Raw genomic sequence first — 18,361 nt, 5'->3', positions numbered from 1 at the left:
GCTCTGTGTTACCCCGTGTCATAACAAGAGCGTCACAGCCTTGGTCAGAGCCTCCTCCATGTTCCCCGCCCGCGCTTAGAGTCACCGCCAGTCACCGAGCTACAGGATTCGAAGTCACTTCGACCCAGCGCTCGACTCGGCGCGTTCCACGGGGAGCCGCCGTGCCAGGGAAAGGACCTGATTCGTGCGTCAACGTTCGATCATCGCCATAACCGCCGCGCTCGCGGCGGGATCGCTGACACTCACGGCTTGTGGGTCGCGTGACGACGACGGCGGCAGCAGCAACGGCGACAAGACCACTGTGGTGATCGGTGTCGACGCTCCGACCACCGGCGACCTGTCGGCCCTCGGCCTCGGCATCAAGAACTCCGCCGACCTCGCCGCCAAGACGGCCAACAAGCAGGAGTACGTCAAGGGCGTCGAGTTCAAGATCGAGGCCCTCGACGACCAGGCGCAGCCCTCCGTCGGCCAGCAGAACGCCCAGAAGTTCATCAGCAACAAGGACGTCCTGGGTGTCGTCGGCCCGCTGAACTCCAGCGTCTCGCAGCAGATGCAGAAGCCGCTCAACGACGCGGGCCTGACCCAGGTCTCCCCGGCCAACACGGGCACGGAGCTGACCCAGGGCGACGGCTGGAAGACCGGCGACTCGGTCCGCCAGTTCAAGACGTTCTTCCGTACCGCCACCACGGACGAGATCCAGGGCGCCTTCGCCGCCGACTACCTGTACAACCAGGCGAAGATCAAGAAGGTCTACCTGATCGACGACCAGAAGACCTACGGCGCCGGTCTCGCCGCCTCCTTCAAGACGAACTTCACCAAGTTCGGCGGCCAGATCGTGGGCACCGACCACATCAACCCCGAAGACCGTGACTTCAACGCCGTGGTCGCCAAGATCAAGAAGACCGGCGCCCAGGCCCTGTACTACGGCGGCGAGTACCCGGCCGCCGGCCCGCTGAGCCAGCAGCTCAAGGACAGCGGCCAGAACATCCCGCTCATGGGCGGCGACGGCATCTACTCCGGCGAGTTCCCGAAGCTGAACAAGAAGGCCGAGGGCGACCTCGCCACCTCCGTGGGCAAGCCGGTCGAGCAGCTCGACTCCGCCAAGACGTTCATCAAGGACTACAAGGCGGCGGGCTACGAGGACGACTACGAGGCGTACGGCGGCCTCACCTACGACGCCACCTGGTCGATCATCGAGGCCGTCAAGCTGGCCGTCGAGGGCAACGACGGCAAGCTCCCGTCCGACGGCCGCAAGGCGGTCCTGGACGCCATGGCCAAGGTCAAGTTCGACGGCGTCACCGGCACCATCTCCTTCGACGAGTTCGGTGACACCACGAACCACACGATGACCGCCTACAAGGTCAAGAACAACGCCTGGGTGCCCGAGTTCAGCGGCGAACCCAAGCTCGGCTGACGAAGGACGAGTCAGAGAACCCTCCCCACTCACACATTGATCCAGGCCGCGCGGGAAGCGCCCACCAGCGCTCCCGCGCGGCGCCATATCCGAACCACTCCACGGAGGCCCTGCGGTGAACGAACTGCCGCAACAGCTGGCCAATGGACTCATCCTCGGCGCGATGTACGGACTCATCGCGATCGGCTACACGATGGTCTACGGCATCGTCCAGCTCATCAACTTCGCCCACGGCGAGATATTCATGGTCGGGGGCTTCGGGGCCCTCACCGTCTGGTTGGTCCTCCCCGAGGGCTTCTCCCTCGGCGCCGCCGTCCCGCTCATGATCATCGGCGGCGTGCTCGTATCGGTCGCCGTCGGCACGGCGGCGGAACGCTTCGCCTACCGGCCCCTGCGCACAGCGCCACGGCTGGCCCCCCTCATCACCGCCATCGGTCTGTCCATCGTCCTCCAGCAGGCCGTGTGGATGTGGTACCCGGACGCGAAGAAGGACCAGCCCTTCCCGCAGTTCCACGGCGGCCCCATTGAAATCCTCGGCGCCAACATCCAGCGCGGCGACCTCTTCGTCCTGATCGCCGCCCCGCTGTGCATGCTCGCCCTCGGCCTGTTCGTCACCAAGACGCGCTCCGGCCGCGGCATGCAGGCCACCGCCCAGGACCCCGACACCGCCAAGCTGATGGGCATCAACACCGACCGCATCATCGTCATGGCGTTCGCCATCGGTGCCGGCTTCGCCGCCGTCGCCGCCGTCGCCTACGGACTGAAGAACGGTCAGGTCGGCTTCCAGATGGGCTTCCTGATGGGCCTCAAGGCCTTCACCGCCGCCGTGCTCGGCGGCATCGGCAACATCTACGGCGCCATGCTCGGCGGCATCGTGCTCGGCGTCGCCGAGTCCCTCGCCACCGGCTACATCGGTGACATCCCCGGCATGGACCTCTTCGGCGGCGGCGCCTGGAAGGACGTATGGGCGTTCGCGCTGCTCATCCTCGTCCTCCTGTTCAGGCCACAGGGCCTGCTCGGCGAACGCGTCGCGGATCGGGCGTGATACCCATGACCACCGAGATCCCCATGGACAAGAGCACCGACACCGACAAGGTGTCCACCGCGGAGGCCACCCCGATCATCCCGCTGCCGCAGGCCGCGGCACGTGGACTGACGGTCGCCGGCTCCGCCGTCGCTTTCATAGGCACCTTCCTCGCCTGGACCTGGACCGAGGAGTTCCCGGGCAAACTGACCATCAACGGCTACCCGGGCGGCCTCCAGGTCCTCACCCTCGTCGGCTCCCTGCTGACCCTGCTGTTCGCCCTCTCCGGCTACGGCATCAAGGGCCTCGGCTGGCTCACCCCCGGCGGCAAGAACAGCCCCGTCCTGCTCGCCGCCCTCGGCGTGTTCGGCACCACCGGCTACGCCATGGGCGCGATCAGCCAGGAACTCGGCGGCCTGGTCAACCTGGAGCCCGGCGCCTGGGTCTCCGGCATCGGCGCGCTCGTCGCCGTGATCGGCGCCCTCGGCCTCCCGGTCGACCAGCCCTACGGCGCGGGCGAACCGACCCCGAACCTCTGGGGCCGGATCCGTCACTCCCTCACCGCGCCCGACCCGGGCCGGGCCAAGGAGCTGCCCTCCTGGGCCGAGATCCTGATCATCGCCGGTGGCTTCGGCGTCGGCCTGTACGTGTTCGCGTACGGCATCGGCACCGAGTACTCGGAGCTGTTCATCGGCTTCCTGATCGTCGCGGCGTTCGGCTTCACCGCCGTCACCCGTGCCGGTCTGCTCAAGCGGCTGTCGGCGCTGACCGCCAAGCACCGCAACGTCACCCTCGGTGCGGCGTTCGCGGCGGCGATCTGCTTCCCGTTCACCCAGACCAACGACCAGTTCGCCCTCATCGGCGCGAACATCCTGATCTTCGCCACGGTCGCCCTGGGCCTGAACGTCGTCGTCGGCCTCGCCGGCCTGCTCGACCTCGGTTACGTCGCGTTCCTCGGCGTCGGCGCCTATGCCGCCGCCCTGGTCTCCGGCTCCCCGGCGTCGACGATCGGTGTGAAGTTCCCGTTCTGGGCGGCCGTTCTCACCGGCGCCGCGGCCTCGCTGATCTTCGGCGTGGTCATCGGCGCCCCGACCCTGCGACTGCGCGGCGACTACCTCGCCATCGTGACGCTCGGCTTCGGTGAGATCTTCCGCATCACCATGAACAACCTGAACGGCAACAGCGGCCCGGACGTCACCAACGGCTCCAACGGCATCCCGCAGATTCCCGACCTGGAGATCTTCGGGTTCAATCTCGGAGTCCCGCACGACGTCCTCGGTCACGAGCTGACCCGTTCGGCCAACTACTACCTGCTGATGCTGCTGTTCACGGCGATCGTCGTGATGGTCTTCCGCCGCTCGGCGGAATCCCGCATCGGCCGCGCGTGGGTCGCCATCCGCGAGGACGAGACCGCCGCGACCGCGATGGGCATCAACGGCTTCCGGCTGAAGCTCCTCGCCTTCGCACTCGGCGCCTCCCTCGCCGGCCTCGCGGGCACCGTCCAGGCACACGTCTCCTACAGCGTCACCCCCGAGCAGTACGAGTTCGCCGGTCCCGTGCCGCCGAACTCCGCCTTCCTGCTCGCCGCCGTCATCCTCGGCGGTATGGGCACCATCAGCGGCCCGCTCGTCGGCGCCGCGCTGCTCTACCTGATCCCGGCCAAGCTCCAGTTCATGGCGGAGTACCAGCTGCTGCTCTTCGGCATCGCGCTGATGCTGCTGATGCGCTTCCGTCCCGAGGGCCTGGTCGCCGACCGCAGGAAGCAGCTCGAATTCCACGAGACCGGACAGCTCGACGTACCGGAGGACAAGTCGCTGCCCGACGGCGCGACCGGCGTCGCCAAGGCAGGGGCGTGACCGCCATGACCACCACCACGACCGCACCCACCAGCACCACGGTGCTCGACGCCAGCGGTGTCACCATGCGCTTCGGCGGTCTGACCGCCGTACGCGACGTGGACCTCACCGTGAACACCGGCGAGATCGTCGGCCTCATCGGCCCCAACGGCGCCGGCAAGACGACCTTCTTCAACTGCCTCACCGGCCTGTACGTGCCGACCGAGGGCAAGGTCGCCTACAAGGGCACCGTCCTGCCGCCCAAGCCGCACCTGGTCACCCAGGCCGGCATCGCCCGTACGTTCCAGAACATCCGGCTCTTCGCCAACATGACCGTTCTGGAGAACGTGCTGGTCGGCAGGCACACCCGCACCAAGGAAGGCCTCTGGTCGGCCCTGCTGCGCCTGCCCGGCTTCAAGAAGGCCGAGGAGGCGTCCCGGGCCCGGGCCATGGAACTCCTGGAGTTCACCGGTCTGGCCGCCAAGGCCGACCACCTCGCCCGCAACCTGCCCTACGGCGAGCAGCGCAAGCTGGAGATCGCCCGCGCGCTGGCGAGCGAGCCCGGTCTGCTCCTCCTCGACGAGCCGACCGCCGGTATGAACCCGCAGGAGACCCGGGCGGCCGAGGAGCTGATCTTCGCCATCCGGGACAAGGGCATCGCCGTCCTCGTCATCGAGCACGACATCCGGTTCATCATGAACCTCTGCGACCGGGTCGCCGTGCTGGTCCAGGGCGAGAAGATCGTCGAGGGCCCCGCCGAGGTCGTCCAGGCCGACGAGCGCGTCATCGCCGCCTACCTGGGTGAGCCCTTCGAGGGCGCGCCCGGCAAGGAGGAAGCCGCCGAGGTCGAGGCCGCGGAGGCCGAGCCCGACGCGCAGAGCACCACGGAAGGGGACGAGAAGTGACCGCACTGCTCGAGGTCGAGGACCTCAGGGTCGCTTACGGCAAGATCGAGGCCGTCAAGGGCATCTCGTTCAAGGTGGACGCGGGCGAGGTCGTCACCCTCATCGGCACCAACGGCGCCGGCAAGACCACCACGCTGCGGACCCTGTCCGGTCTCCTCCAGCCGGTGTCCGGCGACATCAGGTTCGAGGGCAAGTCGCTGAAGAAGATCCCCGCCCACAAGGTCGTCGCGCTGGGGCTCGCCCACTCCCCCGAGGGGCGGCACATCTTCCCCCGCATGACGATCGAGGACAACCTCCGCCTCGGCGCGTTCCTGCGCAACGACAAGGAGGCCATCGAGAAGGACATCCAGCGGGCCTACGACCTGTTCCCCATCCTCGGGGAGCGCAGGAAGCAGGCCGCGGGCACCCTCTCCGGTGGTGAGCAGCAGATGCTCGCCATGGGACGGGCGCTGATGTCCCGGCCGAAGCTGCTCATGCTCGACGAGCCCTCCATGGGGCTCTCCCCGATCATGATGCAGAAGATCATGGCGACCATCCAGGAGCTCAAGTCCCAGGGCACCACCATCCTGCTCATCGAGCAGAACGCCCAGGCCGCGCTCTCCCTGGCCGACCACGGCCATGTGATGGAGGTCGGCAAGATCGTCCTCTCCGGCACCGGGCAGGACCTCCTGCACGACGAGTCGGTGCGCAAGGCGTACCTGGGCGAGGACTGACCGCCCGAACGCATTCCGTACACGACGAGGCCCGCGCCCCCTGAGCTGGGGACGCGGGCCTCGTCGTACGCGCTCGGGCCGGTCAGCCCTTGGCGGCCTTCTTCTCGTCGGCGTCCTGGATGACGGCCTCGGCGACCTGCTGCATCGACATCCGGCGGTCCATGGAGGTCTTCTGGATCCAGCGGAAGGCGGCGGGCTCGGTCAGTCCGTACTCGGTCTGCAGGATCGACTTCGCCCGGTCCACCAGCTTCCGCGTCTCCAGGCGCAGAGTGAGGTCGGCGACCTCCTTCTCCAGCTCCTTCAGCTCGGTGAAGCGGGAGACGGCCATCTCGATCGCCGGCACGACGTCGCTCTTGCTGAAGGGCTTGACCAGGTAGGCCATGGCGCCGGCGTCCCGGGCCCGCTCGACCAGGTCCCGCTGGGAGAAGGCGGTCAGCATCAGCACCGGGGCGATGCTCTCCTCGGCGATCTTCTCCGCCGCGGAAATACCGTCCAGCTTCGGCATCTTCACATCGAGAATGACGAGGTCCGGCCGGTGCTCACGAGCCAGCTCGACGGCCTGCTCACCATCACCGGCCTCACCGACGACGGTGTACCCCTCTTCTTCGAGCATCTCTTTGAGATCGAGCCGGATCAGTGCCTCGTCCTCGGCGATGACGACACGGGTCGTCAGCGGAGGCACGTGCGACTTGTCGTCGTCGGGCGCGTCTACGGGCTGGGGCGACTCGGGGGCGGTCACGGGGGCTCCTCGTTCAGGGGCAGGGGTGCTGCTGACAAGAGCCTACCTAGCTGCAGGCCGGTGCAGTGAGCCGGTATGCTTCCCAGCAGCCACTCTCGCCGGGTTGGCGCAACTGGTTGACGCGGAGGTCTCAAACACCTCTGTCCGCAAGGACGTGTGGGTTCGAATCCCATACCCGGCACCAAGAAAGCGGATGTCCACGTTCTCGTGAACATCCGCTTTTTGCTGCATGCGGTCACGATCAGTGACTCAGAGTGGCCGCATGAACCTCCATAGCACTGAGGTGCGACAGAAGGCACTCACGCTCCTGCGCGGCGGCATCAGGAACGCAGAAGTCGCACGCACATTCAATGTCCCACCGGGCACCATCGCGTACTGGAAACACCTGGACCGTGCGAAACGCGGCGAGTGCCCAGGGAAGCACGATCCGCAGTGCCCGCGATGCGATGGCCGAGACCTCGACACAGTGGCGTACAGCTACTTACTCGGTCTCTACTTGGGCGACGGCCACATCAGTCACTACTCCGGGCACCGGGCACCCAACCTCATGATCACGTGTGACGAATCATGGCCTGGCCTGATGGATGCCTGTGAGCTGGCCATGCACGCGGTCTTCCCCGACAACTCTGTCTGCCGCGTCCGCAAAACCGGCTGCCGCAACGTAAAGGTCTACTCAAAGCACCTGCACTGTCTGTTCCCGCAGCACGGCCCCGGCAAGAAGCACGAACGTCTCATCGCACTCGAACCTTGGCAGCAGGCCATCATGGATGCGCACCCCTGGGAGTTCATCCGCGGCCTGATCCACTCCGACGGCTGCCGTATCACCAACTGGACCACTCGACTGGTCGCCGGTGAGCGCAAACGCTACGAGTACCCGCGCTACTTCTTCGCCAACAAGTCGGACGACATCAGGAAGCTCTTCACGGACGCCCTCGACAAGGTCGGCGTCGAGTGGACCACCCTCGCCCGCGGCAGCGACCCGTTCAACATCTCCATCGCCCGCAAGGCCTCCGTAGCCCTGATGGACACCCATGTGGGCCCCAAGCACTGACCACCGCAAAGGGCCCCTCCCCAACCTCAAGAGGGGCCCTCGCCTGCTACTTCGGGCTGTCGTCCTCGCCGATGTGGTGGACGCGGACCATGTTCGTCGATCCGGAGACCCCCGGAGGCGACCCCGCCGTGATGACCACGACGTCGCCCTTCTTGCAGCGGCCGTACTTCAACAACAGCTCGTCCACCTGGTCGACCATCGCGTCCGTCGAGTCCACGTGCGGGCCCAGGAACGTCTCCACACCCCACGTCAGGCTCAGCTGCGATCTCGTCGCGGGCTCCGGTGTGAACGCCAGCAGTGGGATCGGTGAGCGGTAGCGGGACAGGCGGCGGACGGTGTCGCCGGACTGGGTGAAGGCGACCAGGAACTTGGCGCCCAGGAAGTCGCCGATCTCGGCCGCCGCCCGGGCCACCGCGCCGGGCTGGGTGCGGGGCTTGTTCCGCTCCGTCAGAGGCGGGAGGCCCTTCGTCAGGATGTCCTCCTCGGCCGCCTCGACGATCTTCGCCATGGTGCGGACCGTCTCGATGGGGTACTTGCCGACGCTGGTCTCACCGGACAGCATCACCGCGTCGGTGCCGTCGATGACGGCGTTGGCGACGTCCGAGGCCTCCGCGCGGGTCGGGCGGGAGTTGTCGATCATCGAGTCGAGCATCTGCGTCGCCACGATCACCGGCTTGGCGTTGCGCTTCGCCAGCTTGATGGCGCGCTTCTGGACGATCGGGACCTGTTCCAGGGGCATTTCGACGCCGAGGTCGCCGCGCGCGACCATGATGCCGTCGAAGGCGGCCACGATGTCGTCGATCGCCTCGACCGCCTGGGGCTTCTCCACCTTGGCGATGACGGGGAGCCTACGGCCCTCCTCGTCCATGATCCGGTGGACGTCCTCGATGTCGCGGCCGGAGCGGACGAAGGACAGCGCGATGACGTCGAAGCCGGTGCGCAGCGCCCAGCGCAGGTCGTCCTCGTCCTTCTCGGAGAGGGCCGGCACCGAGACCGCGACGCCGGGCAGGTTGAGGCCCTTGTTGTCCGAGACCATGCCGCCCTCGACCACCGTCGTGTGGACGTGCGGGCCGTCGACGGAGGTGACCTCCAGGCACACCTTGCCGTCGTCGACGAGGATGCGCTCACCGGCGGTGACGTCGGCGGCCAGACCGGCGTAGGTGGTACCGCACTGCTGGCGGTCGCCCTCGGCGCCCTCCTCGACGGTGATGGTGAAGGTGTCGCCGCGTTCAAGGAGTACGGGGCCTTCGGTGAAGCGGCCGAGGCGAATCTTCGGGCCTTGAAGGTCGGCGAGGACGCCGACGCTGCGGCCGGTCTCGTCGGAGGCCTTGCGCACCCGCTCGTAGCGCTCCTCGTGATCGGCGTGGCTGCCGTGGCTGAGGTTGAATCGGGCGACGTCCATTCCGGCGTCGACCAGTGCCTTTATCTGGTCGTACGAGTCGGTGGCGGGGCCCAGGGTGCAGACGATTTTCGCTCGGCGCATGTTTCGACTCTATGACTTACCGACGGGTAGCGAATTGGTCGCGCATGACGACTCAACAACCTTTGCGTGAAGGGCTATTGACAAGTGTTGAATTGTGCGGCGGGGTGCTCCGATGAGCATTCGCCCGGGCGTGCGACACCCCGCCGGGGGCTGTTTGCGGGCGTCGAGGTCACAGGCGCGGCGGCGCCATCGTGAACCGCGCGTTCACCTGCGCAGAGACGTGCTGCCGCTGGGGTTCCAGGTCGAGCGGGGCCGCGGCGGCGTCCTCGGTGGCGTCGTAGGCCATGGAGCGCATGCGGCCGGCCGGGGCGGCGCCCGCGAAGGGCTGGGGGTTCTCCGCGCCGACGTCGGCGAGTTCCACCAGCGCGGCCAGGGAGGTGCCGAGGGCCTGCGCGTACTCCCGCGCCCGCTGCACCGCTTCCCGTACCGCCTGCTGCCGGGCCTCCCGGTGGGCCGGCGAGTCGGGGCGCAGCGCCCACCAGGGGCCGTCCACCCGGGTGAGGTCCAAGTCGGCCAGACGTGTGGCGAGTTCGCCGAGCGCCGTGAAGTCGTTGAGCTCGGCGGTGATGCGGACGCGGCCGTGGTAGGCGTGGATCCGTTCGCCGCGGCCCTTCTCCTTGAGTTCCGGGCTGATGGAGAAGGAGCCGCTCTCCAGGCGCTCGACCGCGTCGCCGTAGGACTTGACCAGGTCGAGGACGGCGGCGTTGCGGCGGGTGAGGTCGTCGAGGGCGGCGCGGCGGTCCTTGCCGCGGGAGACGACGGTGACGCCGATGCGGGCGATCTCGGGGTCGACCTCGAGGCGGGCCTCACCGCGCACCGCGATACGGGGGGCGTCGGGGGTGCCGTAGGGGACGGCGGGCTGAAGTTCCTCTGAAGGGGCGGTCATACGTCCCACTCTGTCATCGCTTGCTTGGTTACGGCCCCCGTGGGTCACCAGATCGAAACCTGCGGGGTCTGTTGCTGCTCGCCATGACCAGGTCAGAATCTACGCGCGTTGTTGACCATTTCGCCCGGGAGAAGCACTCATGCCGTTGAACCGTCGGAAGTTCCTGACCAAGTCCGCCGTGACCGGAGCGGGGGTGGCGATGGCCGGTGCGGTGACCGCGCCGGCGGCGCAGGCCGCCGAGACGGCGAAGGGCTCCCGGCCGAAGAAGCGGTACGCCCTGACGGTGATGGGCACGACCGACCTGCACGGCAACATCTTCAACTGGGACTACTTCAAGGACGCGGAGTACTCCGACGCCAAGGGCAACGCCAAGGGCCTGTCGCGGGTCTCGACGCTGGTGAACCAGGTCCGCGCGGAGAAGGGCCGCCGCAACACGATGCTCATCGACGCGGGCGACACGATCCAGGGCACCCCGCTGACGTACTACTACGCGAAGGTCGACCCGATCACGGCCGAGGGCGGCCCGATCCACCCGATGGCCGCGGCGATGAACGCGATCGGGTACGACGCGGTGGCCCTCGGCAACCACGAGTTCAACTACGGCATCGAGACGCTGCGCAAGTTCGAGGACCAGTGCCACTTCCCGCTGCTGGGCGCGAACGCGCTGGACGCGAAGACGCTGAAGCCCGCCTTCCCGCCGTACTTCATCAAGCGGTTCTGCGTGCCGGGCGCCCCTGACGTGAAGGTCGCGGTCCTCGGTCTGACCAACCCCGGCATCGCGATCTGGGACAAGGCGTACGTCGAGGGCAAGATGGTGTTCCCGGGTCTGGAGGAGCAGGCCGCGAAGTGGGTGCCGAAGCTGCGTTCGATGGGCGCGGACATCGTGGTCGTGTCCGCGCACTCCGGTTCGTCGGGGACGTCGTCGTACGGCGACCAGCTGCCGTACATCGAGAACTCGGCGGCGCTGGTGGCCCAGCAGGTGCCGGGCATCGACGCGATCCTCGTCGGGCACGCGCACACGGAGATCGCGGAGCTGCTGGTCACGAACGAGAAGACGGGCAGGAAGGTCGTGCTGTCGGAGCCGCTGTGCTACGCGCAGCGCCTGTCCCTGTTCGACTTCGAGCTGGTCTTCGACAAGGGCCGCTGGACGGTCGAGTCGGTGAAGGCGACGGTGCGTGACGCCAAGACGGTCGCCGACGACCCGAAGATCACCAAGCTGCTGAAGGACGACCACGACATCGTCGTGGAGTACGTCAACCAGGTCGTCGGCACGGCGACCGCCAAGCTGACGACGGTCGAGGCGCGTTACAAGGACGCCCCGATCATCGACCTGATCACCAAGGTCCAGGAGGACGTGGTGAAGGCGGCGCTGGCGGGCACGGAGCACGCCGCGCTGCCCGTCATCTCCCAGGCCTCCCCGTTCTCCCGCACCTCGGAGATCCCGGCCGGCGACGTGACCATCCGGGATCTGTCGAGCCTGTACGTCTACGACAACACGCTGGTCGCCAAGCTGATGACGGGCGCGCAGATCAGGGCGTACCTGGAGTACTCGGCGGAGTACTTCGTACAGACCGCCGCCGACGCGGCCGTCGACGTGGAGAAGCTGACGAACGCGGGCAACCGTCCCGACTACAACTACGACTACGTGTCGGGGCTGACGTACGACATCGACATCGCGCAGGCGGCCGGTTCGCGGATCAGGAACCTGGCCTACAACGGTGCCGCTCTCGACGACGCCCAGCAGTTCGTGCTCGCCGTGAACAACTACCGGGCCAACGGCGGCGGCGCGTTCCCGCACGTGGCGTCGGCCCAGGAGCTGTGGGCGGAGTCGACGGAGATCCGCACCCGGATCGCGGAGTGGGTGACCGCGAAGGGCGTGCTGGACCCGAAGGACTTCGCGTCGGTGGACTGGAAGCTCACGCGGAACGGCACGCCGGTGTTCTAGATCCGGACTCTCTGTGCAGGAGCCTCAGATCCCGTCCAGGAGCGGTGTCAGCGTCCTCGGCTGACGTGCGCGCGGGATCCGGGGCTCCTGCTGTTGGAGGCCGAAGGTGGTGAACGCCGTGCGGGTGGGCAGGGGGTAGGCCTCCTGGCCGGTGACGGAGTTGAGGATGCTGGCGCTGCGCCAGGCCGCGAGGCCGAGGTCGGGGGTGCCGACGCCGTGGGTGTGGCGTTCGGCGTTCTGGACGTAGACGTTGCAGCCGGAGCCCGTGACGGACGGGTCCATGACCAGGCGGTACTGGTCGTCGACGCGCGGGCGTTCCTGGCTGTCGCGGCGCAGATAGGGGTCGAGGCCGGCGAGGATGCGGCCGAGGGGGCGCTCACGGTAGCCGGTGGCGAGGACGACCGCGTCGGTGGTCAGACGCGAGCGGGTGTTCTGGTGGAGGTGCTCCAGGTGCAGCTCGACCTTGGTGGTGGCGATACGGCCGGCCGTGCGGACCTGGACGCCGGGGGTGAGGACGGTGTCGGGCCAGCCGCCGTCCAGGGTGCGGCGGTAGAGCTCGTCGTGGATGGCGGCCAGGGTCTCGGCGTCGATGCCCTTGTGGAGCTGCCACTGCGAGGCGACGAGCTGGTCGCGGACCGGTTCGGCGAGGGACTGGAAGTAGCGGGTGTAGTCGGGGGTGAAGTGCTCCAGGCCGAGCTTGGAGTACTCCATGGGCGCGAAGGCCGCGGTACGGCCGAGCCAGTGCAGTCGCTCGCGTCCGGCGGGGCGGTGGCGGAGCAGGTCGAGGAAGATCTCCGCGCCGGACTGTCCGGAGCCGATGACGGTGATGTGCTCGGCGGCGAGCAGCGTCTCGCGGTGGTCGAGGTAGTCGGCGGCGTGGATGACGGGGACGGCGGGCGCGTCGACCAGGGGCCTGAGCGGGTCGGGGACGTCGGGTTCGGTGCCGATGCCGAGCACGATGTTCTTCGCGTACGTACGGCCGACGGCCTCGGCGTCGCCGTCGGGGGCGAGCTGGGTGTAGTCGACCTCGAAGACGTCGCGTTCGGGGTTGAAGCGGATCGCGTCGACCTGGTGGCCGAAGGACAGCGTGGGGAGGTTCTCGCAGACCCAGCGGCAGTAGGCGTCGTACTCGGCGCGCTGGATGTGGAAGCGCTCGGCGAAGTAGAAGGGGAAGAGCCGGTCGCGGGTCCGGAGGTAGCTGAGGAACGACCACGGGCTGGCGGGGTCGGCGAGCGTCACCAGGTCGGCGAGGAACGGGACCTGGATCCGGGAGCCGTCGATGAGGAGCCCCGGGTGCCAGGCGAAGGAGGGGCGCTGCTCGTAGAAGACGGCGTCGAGGTCGGTGAGGGGGTGGGCCAGGGCGGCGAGGGAGAGGTTGAAGGGGCCGATGCCGATGCCGACGAGGTCGCGGGGGGTGTCGGGGTCGTGGTGCGGGGGGCCGGGCTGGGCGCGGGGGGCGTGCGCGGGGGTGGTGTGCGCGGGGTTGGGGTGCGCGGTCTTCGGGTGCGAGGCCGTGCCGGGGGCGGGGCGGTGGCCGGGGTCCGGTTCTGAGCGGGGGCTCGGCTGCAGGTCCGCTCGGGGAGCGGTGTCAGGGCCTGCCTGGAGGGTGGCGAGACGGGGGGTGGCGTGGGGGGTGGTGCGGGGGTTCGTCTGCGGGCTCATCCGGGGGTGTTTCCTTCCACCAGGTTCAGGAGGGCGGCCAGGTCGTCCGGGCGCGTGTGGGGGTTGAGGAGGGTGGTCTTGAGCCACAGGCGCCCGTCTATGCGGGCCCGGCCGAGGACGGCGCGGCCGTCGGTGAGCAGCGTGCGGCGCACGGCGGCGACGGCGTCGTCGTCGGCGTGCGCCGGCCGGAACAGGACCGTGCTGATGGTGGGCGGGTCGTAGAGCTCGAACCCGGGGTGACCGTGAACGAGGGCGGCGAACTCACGGGCCCGGTCGCAGACCTGCTCGACGAGCCCGCCGAGTCCGCTGCGGCCGAGGGCCTTGAGAGTGACGGCGATCTTGACGACGTCGGGCCTGCGGCTGGTCCGCAGGGACCGGCCGAGCAGGTCGGGCAGGCCCGCCTCGGTGTCGTCGTCGGCGTTGAGGTAGTCGGCGCGGTGGTGCAGTACGGCGAGGTCACCCGGATCGCGGACGGCGAGCAGCCCCGCGGCGACGGGCTGCCAGCCCAGCTTGTGCAGATCGAGGGTGACGGTGTCGGCGGCGTCGAGGCCGCTGAGCCGCGACCGGTGGCGGTCGCTGAACAGCAGGCCTCCGCCGTACGCGGCGTCGACGTGCAGGCGTGCCCCGTGCGCCGCGCACAGGGCGGCGATCTCGGGAAGCGGGTCGATGAGCCCGGCGTCGGTGGTCCCGGCGGTGGCGGCGACGAGATGCGGTCCGGGCAGCTCCGTCAGCGCCTCGTCGAGCGCGGCGACATCGAGGACACCGGCCGGCGCGGGCACGACGGCGGGCTCGGCCAGTCCGACCAGCCAGGCGGCGCGGGGCACCGAGTGATGGGCGTTGGCCCCGTGCACGAGCCTGAGTCCGGCGCCGTGCGCCTCCCGGGCGAGGAGGAGGGCGAGTTGGTTGGACTCGGTGCCGCCGGTGGTGATCAGGGCGGTGGGGGCGGCGGTGACGCCGGTGGTGAGGGCCGCGTGCGTCGGGGGCGGGGCGTCCTCCCCTTCCCCGCTGCCGAACACCTCGCGCGCCAGCGCGGCCGTCACCAGCGTCTCCAACTCCGAGGCGCCCGGCGCCTGGTCCCAGGAGTCCAGGGACGGGTTGAGGGCGGAGGCGGCGAGGTCGGCGGCGGCGGCGAGGGCCAGGGGCGGGCAGTGGAGGTGGGCGGTGCAGAGGGGGGCGGCGGGGTCGGCGGCGGTTTCGGCGAGGGCGTGGACGACGGTGTGGAGGGCGTTCGGGTCGCCGTCGGCCGGCAGTACGTCGCCGACGGCGTCCCGCAGGCGCGCGGCCACCGCCTTGGGGCCGCCCCGGGGCAGTGGGCCGCCGCGTGCCCCGGCCCCCTCGCTCAGCGCGTCCAGCACGGTGTCGAGCAACGGCCGCAGGGCGGCGGGGCCTTCCGGGCCTGAAGCGAGCGACGGCGACGTACGCATCGTGTCCTCCCGGGCGCTGGGCAAGAGGGACTTCCAGCTTGTACGCCGATGCGCTTTCGCGCCCGAGAAGCCCAATGACCGGAACCCGAAAGGGGGTATTTCCGTACGGGGAACGCGTGTCGGAGGATGCGTGCCGAGGGCGGCGGAGTAAGGGCCCGCCGCCCTGGGCTCGGGGAGTCCCGGTGGGACTAGCCCTCCCGCACCTTCAGCGCCCGTGCCAGGTCGTCGAGCTGGTCGGCGAGCCGGCGGCGCAGGGCCGGGACCGGCTCGCCGTCGCGCAGGCAGTCCTCGCCCAGCGCCAGGGCCTCGGCGTCGACGGCGTGCACCGGGAAGGCGTGGCGGCCGGCCGCGTCGGCCATGGCGGGGCCGCGGCGGGCGCCGAGGGCGACGGCGTCCTGGTAGAAGCGGGGTACGTACTGCCGGAGCAGGTCGGCCTGTTCGGGCTGCCAGAAGCCGTGGGCGGTGGCGATGAAGAGGTAGTTGGACAGGTCGGCGCTGCCGTCTCCGCCGAACATGGCGTCCCAGGCCCTCGCCTTGGCCTCCTCGTCCGGCAGGGCGGCCCGGCAGCGGGCGGCGCCCTCCTGGCCGGTGGCGCTCGGGTCGCGCTCCAGCTCGGCGGCGATGGCGGCCTCGTCGACGGCGCCGAGGACGGCCAGCCGGGCGAGGACGCGCCAGCGCAGGTCGGGGTCGAGCTCGGGTCCGCCGGGCACGGTGCCGTCGGCGAGCCAGGCGGCGATGGTGTCGGGGTGGGCGGCGACGTCGATGAAGTGGCGTACGGCGATCAGGCGCAGCCCGGGGTTGTCGCCGTCCTCGGTGCGGCGGATGAGGTCGCGGCACAGCGAGGAGAGCGTGGTCAGGGCGGCGGGCCGCTGCTCGGGGGCGAGGTAGCGGTCGGCGACCTGGGCTCCGGCGAAGCCGAGGACGCCCTGGACGATGGCGAGGTCGGTCTCGCGCGGGAGGTGGGCGCGGGCGGCCTCCAGGTAGGCGGTGGCGGGCAGTTCGCCGTCGCGGACGGCGTCGCGCAGGGCGTTCCAGACGACCGCGCGGGTGAGCGGGTCGGGCAGTCCGGCGAGGCTCGTGCGGACGGTCTCGAAGGACTCGGCGTCGAAGCGGACCTTGGCGTAGGTCAGGTCGCCGTCGTTGAGCAGCAGCAGGGCCGGGCGCTTGCCGATGGGCTGCGGCGCGGTCTGCGGGATGTCCAGGTCGAGGCGCTCGCGCAGGGTGAGGTGGCCGTCGTCGTCGCCGAGGTCCAGGTCGTACAGGCCGACACGGACGCGGTGCGTGCGGCTGCCGGCGTGGTCGACGGTGAGCGTGTAGGTGCCGTTGTCGCCGCGGGTGACGGCCGGGGTGAGGGTGTCGACGCCGGTGGTGCGCAGCCAGGCGTCGGCCCAGGCGTGGACGTCGCGTTCGGTGGCGGCGGCCAGGGAGTCGATGAAGTCGGCGAGGGTGGCGTTGCCGAACCGGTGGCGGGCGAAGTGGGTGTTGATGCCGGCGAGGAAGTCCTTCTCGCCGAGCCAGGTCACCAGCTGCCGCAGCGCGGAGGCGCCCTTGGCGTAGGAGATCCCGTCGAAGTTGAGCATGGCGGAGGCGGTGTCGTCGACGGCCTCGGGGGCGACGGGGTGGGTGGAGGGGCGCTGGTCGGCGTCGTAGCCCCAGGCCTTGCGGACGATGCCGAAGTCGGTCCAGGTGTCGCTGAAGCGGGTGGCCTCGGCGCAGGTCTGGTAGCCCATGTACTCGGCGAAGGACTCGTTCAGCCAGATGTCGTCCCACCAGCGCAGGGTGACGAGGTCGCCGAACCACATGTGGGCCATCTCGTGGGCGATGACCATGGCGCGGGTCTGCCGCTCGGTCTTCGTGACGGCGGAGCGGTACACGAACTCGTCGCGGAAGGTGACCAGTCCGGGGTTCTCCATGGCGCCGGCGTTGAACTCGGGGACGAAGGCCTGGTCGTAGGAGTCGAAGGGGTACGGCTCCTCGAACTTCTCGTGGAAGCGGTCGAAGCACTGCCGGGTGACCTCGAAGAGTTCCTCGGCGTCCGCGTCCAGGTAGGGGGCCAGGGAGCGGCGGCAGTGGAGGCCGAAGGGCAGTCCGCGGTGTTCGGTGCGCACCGAGTGCCAGGGGCCGGCGGCGACCGCGACGAGGTAGGTGGAGATCAGCGGGGTGGGCGCGGCCTGCCAGCGGCCGTCGCCGAGGTGCTCGGTGATGCCGTTGGCGAGGACGGTCCAGCCCTCGGGGGCGGTGACGGAGAGCTCGAAGACGGCCTTGAGGTCGGGCTGGTCGAAGGCCGGGAAGACCAGCTTGCAGTCGTCCAACGCCAGTTGGGTGTAGACGTAACTCTCACCGTCGGTGGGGTCGGTGAAGCGGTGCATGCCCTCGCCGGTGCGGGAGTAGCGCATGGCCGCGTCGACGCGCAGTTCGTGCTCTCCGGCGGTGAGGCCCTTCAGGGGCAGCCGGTCGTCGTCCAGGATCCCGGGGTCGAGGGGGTGTCCGTCCAGCGTGACGGAGCGCAGCTCGGCGGGCCTGATCTCGATGAACGTGTCCGCGTCGGCGCGCGTGGTGAACCTGATGACGGTGCGCGAGTCGAAGGTCTCGTCCCCGGTGGTCAGATCGAGTTCGATCGAGTAGCCGTGGACGTCGAGGAGCTGGGCACGGGTCTGCGCTTCGTCGCGCGTGAGTACGGACATGCAGGACATGCTGCCTGATGGCACCGACAAGGCACAGAGGCGGATCAGTACGTGCGCTATGTCCGGTTCCTGGCCGCTGGGCCGTCGCGCTGCGGAGGGACGCGGGCGTCGGGGTGGGGCAGGGCGGGGGGCGGGCCGGGGTCCTCGGCCTCGGTGGGGTCCTTGACGAGGGCGCGTAGCGCGCGGACCTCGTGCTCCAGCGCGCGGTGGCGTTCGTGGGCGTCGTACAGGTAGCGGACCTTGGTGCGCAGCGCCCAGGGATCGATGGGCTTCATGACCAGGTCGGCGACGCCGAGTCGGAAGGCGGCGGACACCAGTTCCTGGTCGGCGCCGAAGCCGGTGAGGAGGATGACCGGTATGTGCTGGGTCTGTTCGACGCGCCGCATGTAGCGGACCACGTCCAGGCCGCTGACGCCGGGCATGCGGACGTCCAGGAGCAGCAGGCCGACCTTGCCGCGGAGCACCTGCTTGAGCGCCTCGTCGCCGCTGGTGGCCCTGGCCAGTCGGTAGCCCAGCGGGGCCAGGGCGCTCTCCAGCGCGTACAGCGTGTCCTCGTGGTCGTCGACGATGAGGATCTTGGCATCCGACGGCATGGC

General features: G+C 69.5%; 14 protein-coding genes and 1 tRNA gene. 8 read left to right on the top strand and 7 right to left on the bottom strand.

Annotated features, from left to right (window positions below):
• The first annotated feature begins 184 nt into the window (after positions 1–184).
• The 5 genes from ACFZBP_RS28560 (at position 185) to ACFZBP_RS28540 (ending at position 5,891) form a co-directional block, all read left to right on the top strand.
• Complete coding sequence (locus tag ACFZBP_RS28560) at positions 185–1,414, top strand: branched-chain amino acid ABC transporter substrate-binding protein (protein WP_383444849.1); 1,230 nt, start codon at positions 185–187, stop codon at positions 1,412–1,414.
• 115 nt (positions 1,415–1,529) lie between these two features.
• Entirely contained in the window at positions 1,530–2,459 is a 930-nt protein-coding gene (locus ACFZBP_RS28555; RefSeq protein ID WP_383444846.1) for a branched-chain amino acid ABC transporter permease, read from the top strand.
• Positions 2,460–2,482: 23 nt separating this feature from the next.
• Complete coding sequence (locus ACFZBP_RS28550) at positions 2,483–4,294, top strand: branched-chain amino acid ABC transporter permease (RefSeq protein ID WP_383445696.1); 1,812 nt, start codon at positions 2,483–2,485, stop codon at positions 4,292–4,294.
• A 5-nt stretch (positions 4,295–4,299) separates the two neighbouring features.
• Complete coding sequence (locus ACFZBP_RS28545; protein WP_391417228.1) at positions 4,300–5,178, top strand: ATP-binding cassette domain-containing protein; 879 nt, start codon at positions 4,300–4,302, stop codon at positions 5,176–5,178.
• Complete coding sequence (locus tag ACFZBP_RS28540; RefSeq protein WP_383444840.1) at positions 5,175–5,891, top strand: ABC transporter ATP-binding protein; 717 nt, start codon at positions 5,175–5,177, stop codon at positions 5,889–5,891. The genes ACFZBP_RS28545 and ACFZBP_RS28540 overlap by 4 nt, the downstream gene beginning before the upstream one ends.
• An 82-nt stretch (positions 5,892–5,973) precedes the next feature.
• On the opposite strand, the gene ACFZBP_RS28535 is transcribed toward ACFZBP_RS28540, so the two are convergent.
• On the bottom strand, positions 5,974–6,630 hold the full coding sequence (locus ACFZBP_RS28535; RefSeq protein ID WP_030949406.1) for an ANTAR domain-containing response regulator: 657 nt from the start codon (positions 6,628–6,630) through the stop codon (positions 5,974–5,976).
• Between the two features lie 97 nt (positions 6,631–6,727).
• Here ACFZBP_RS28535 and ACFZBP_RS28530 point away from each other — a divergent pair.
• Positions 6,728–6,814: transfer RNA gene (locus ACFZBP_RS28530), tRNA-Leu, on the top strand.
• Positions 6,815–6,892: 78 nt separating this feature from the next.
• Positions 6,893–7,681, top strand: a complete 789-nt coding sequence (locus ACFZBP_RS28525) for a helix-turn-helix domain-containing protein (RefSeq protein WP_391417225.1) — start codon at positions 6,893–6,895, stop codon at positions 7,679–7,681.
• A 46-nt stretch (positions 7,682–7,727) separates the two neighbouring features.
• Here ACFZBP_RS28525 and pyk read toward each other — a convergent pair whose 3' ends face one another.
• Positions 7,728–9,164: a pyruvate kinase gene (gene pyk / locus ACFZBP_RS28520; protein WP_383444833.1), complete on the bottom strand. Its 1,437-nt coding sequence runs from the start codon at positions 9,162–9,164 to the stop codon at positions 7,728–7,730.
• 169 nt (positions 9,165–9,333) lie between these two features.
• Positions 9,334–10,050: an SIMPL domain-containing protein gene (locus ACFZBP_RS28515; protein WP_391417223.1), complete on the bottom strand. Its 717-nt coding sequence runs from the start codon at positions 10,048–10,050 to the stop codon at positions 9,334–9,336.
• Between the two features lie 139 nt (positions 10,051–10,189).
• On the opposite strand from ACFZBP_RS28515, the gene ACFZBP_RS28510 reads away from it, so the two are divergent.
• The gene (locus ACFZBP_RS28510; RefSeq protein ID WP_391417221.1) at positions 10,190–11,995 is read left to right on the top strand and encodes a 5'-nucleotidase C-terminal domain-containing protein; all 1,806 of its coding nucleotides are present in this window, start codon (positions 10,190–10,192) and stop codon (positions 11,993–11,995) included.
• A gap of 24 nt (positions 11,996–12,019) precedes the next feature.
• Here the strand turns inward: ACFZBP_RS28510 and ACFZBP_RS28505 are convergent, their stop codons facing one another.
• From ACFZBP_RS28505 to ACFZBP_RS28490, 4 genes are all read right to left on the bottom strand, one after another.
• Positions 12,020–13,657 carry a SidA/IucD/PvdA family monooxygenase gene (locus tag ACFZBP_RS28505; protein WP_391417219.1) on the bottom strand — a complete coding sequence of 546 codons (1,638 nt, stop codon included), beginning with the start codon at positions 13,655–13,657 and terminating at the stop codon, positions 12,020–12,022.
• Positions 13,654–15,081, bottom strand: a complete 1,428-nt coding sequence (locus tag ACFZBP_RS28500; protein ID WP_391417217.1) for an aminotransferase class V-fold PLP-dependent enzyme — start codon at positions 15,079–15,081, stop codon at positions 13,654–13,656. The genes ACFZBP_RS28505 and ACFZBP_RS28500 overlap by 4 nt, the downstream gene beginning before the upstream one ends.
• A 188-nt stretch (positions 15,082–15,269) precedes the next feature.
• On the bottom strand, positions 15,270–17,765 hold the full coding sequence (gene pepN / locus ACFZBP_RS28495) for an aminopeptidase N (protein ID WP_391417215.1): 2,496 nt from the start codon (positions 17,763–17,765) through the stop codon (positions 15,270–15,272).
• A gap of 56 nt (positions 17,766–17,821) precedes the next feature.
• The gene (locus ACFZBP_RS28490; RefSeq protein WP_391417213.1) at positions 17,822–18,358 is read right to left on the bottom strand and encodes a response regulator; all 537 of its coding nucleotides are present in this window, start codon (positions 18,356–18,358) and stop codon (positions 17,822–17,824) included.
• Between the last annotated feature and the right edge of the window lie 3 nt (positions 18,359–18,361).

It is taken from the genome of Streptomyces sp. NPDC008086, from assembly GCF_042957325.1.
Classification (GTDB): Bacteria; Actinomycetota; Actinomycetes; order Streptomycetales; family Streptomycetaceae; genus Streptomyces.
The sequence above is the reverse complement of the archived record's forward strand: the minus strand, read 5'-3'. Positions and strand labels throughout refer to the sequence as shown.

What these genes read in the sequence shown, in the direction of transcription:
- ACFZBP_RS28500 (WP_391417217.1), bottom strand. Translation starts at nt 15,081, where the DNA reads ATGCGTACGTCGCCGTCGCTCGCTTCAGGCCCGGAAGGCCCCGCCGCC.
- pepN (WP_391417215.1), bottom strand. Translation starts at nt 17,765, where the DNA reads ATGTCCGTACTCACGCGCGACGAAGCGCAGACCCGTGCCCAGCTCCTC.
- ACFZBP_RS28510 (WP_391417221.1), top strand. Translation starts at nt 10,190, where the DNA reads ATGCCGTTGAACCGTCGGAAGTTCCTGACCAAGTCCGCCGTGACCGGA.
- ACFZBP_RS28515 (WP_391417223.1), bottom strand. Translation starts at nt 10,050, where the DNA reads ATGACCGCCCCTTCAGAGGAACTTCAGCCCGCCGTCCCCTACGGCACC.
- pyk (WP_383444833.1), bottom strand. Translation starts at nt 9,164, where the DNA reads ATGCGCCGAGCGAAAATCGTCTGCACCCTGGGCCCCGCCACCGACTCG.
- ACFZBP_RS28550 (WP_383445696.1), top strand. Translation starts at nt 2,483, where the DNA reads ATGGACAAGAGCACCGACACCGACAAGGTGTCCACCGCGGAGGCCACC.
- ACFZBP_RS28525 (WP_391417225.1), top strand. Translation starts at nt 6,893, where the DNA reads ATGAACCTCCATAGCACTGAGGTGCGACAGAAGGCACTCACGCTCCTG.
- ACFZBP_RS28545 (WP_391417228.1), top strand. Translation starts at nt 4,300, where the DNA reads ATGACCACCACCACGACCGCACCCACCAGCACCACGGTGCTCGACGCC.
- ACFZBP_RS28505 (WP_391417219.1), bottom strand. Translation starts at nt 13,657, where the DNA reads ATGAGCCCGCAGACGAACCCCCGCACCACCCCCCACGCCACCCCCCGT.
- ACFZBP_RS28490 (WP_391417213.1), bottom strand. Translation starts at nt 18,358, where the DNA reads ATGCCGTCGGATGCCAAGATCCTCATCGTCGACGACCACGAGGACACG.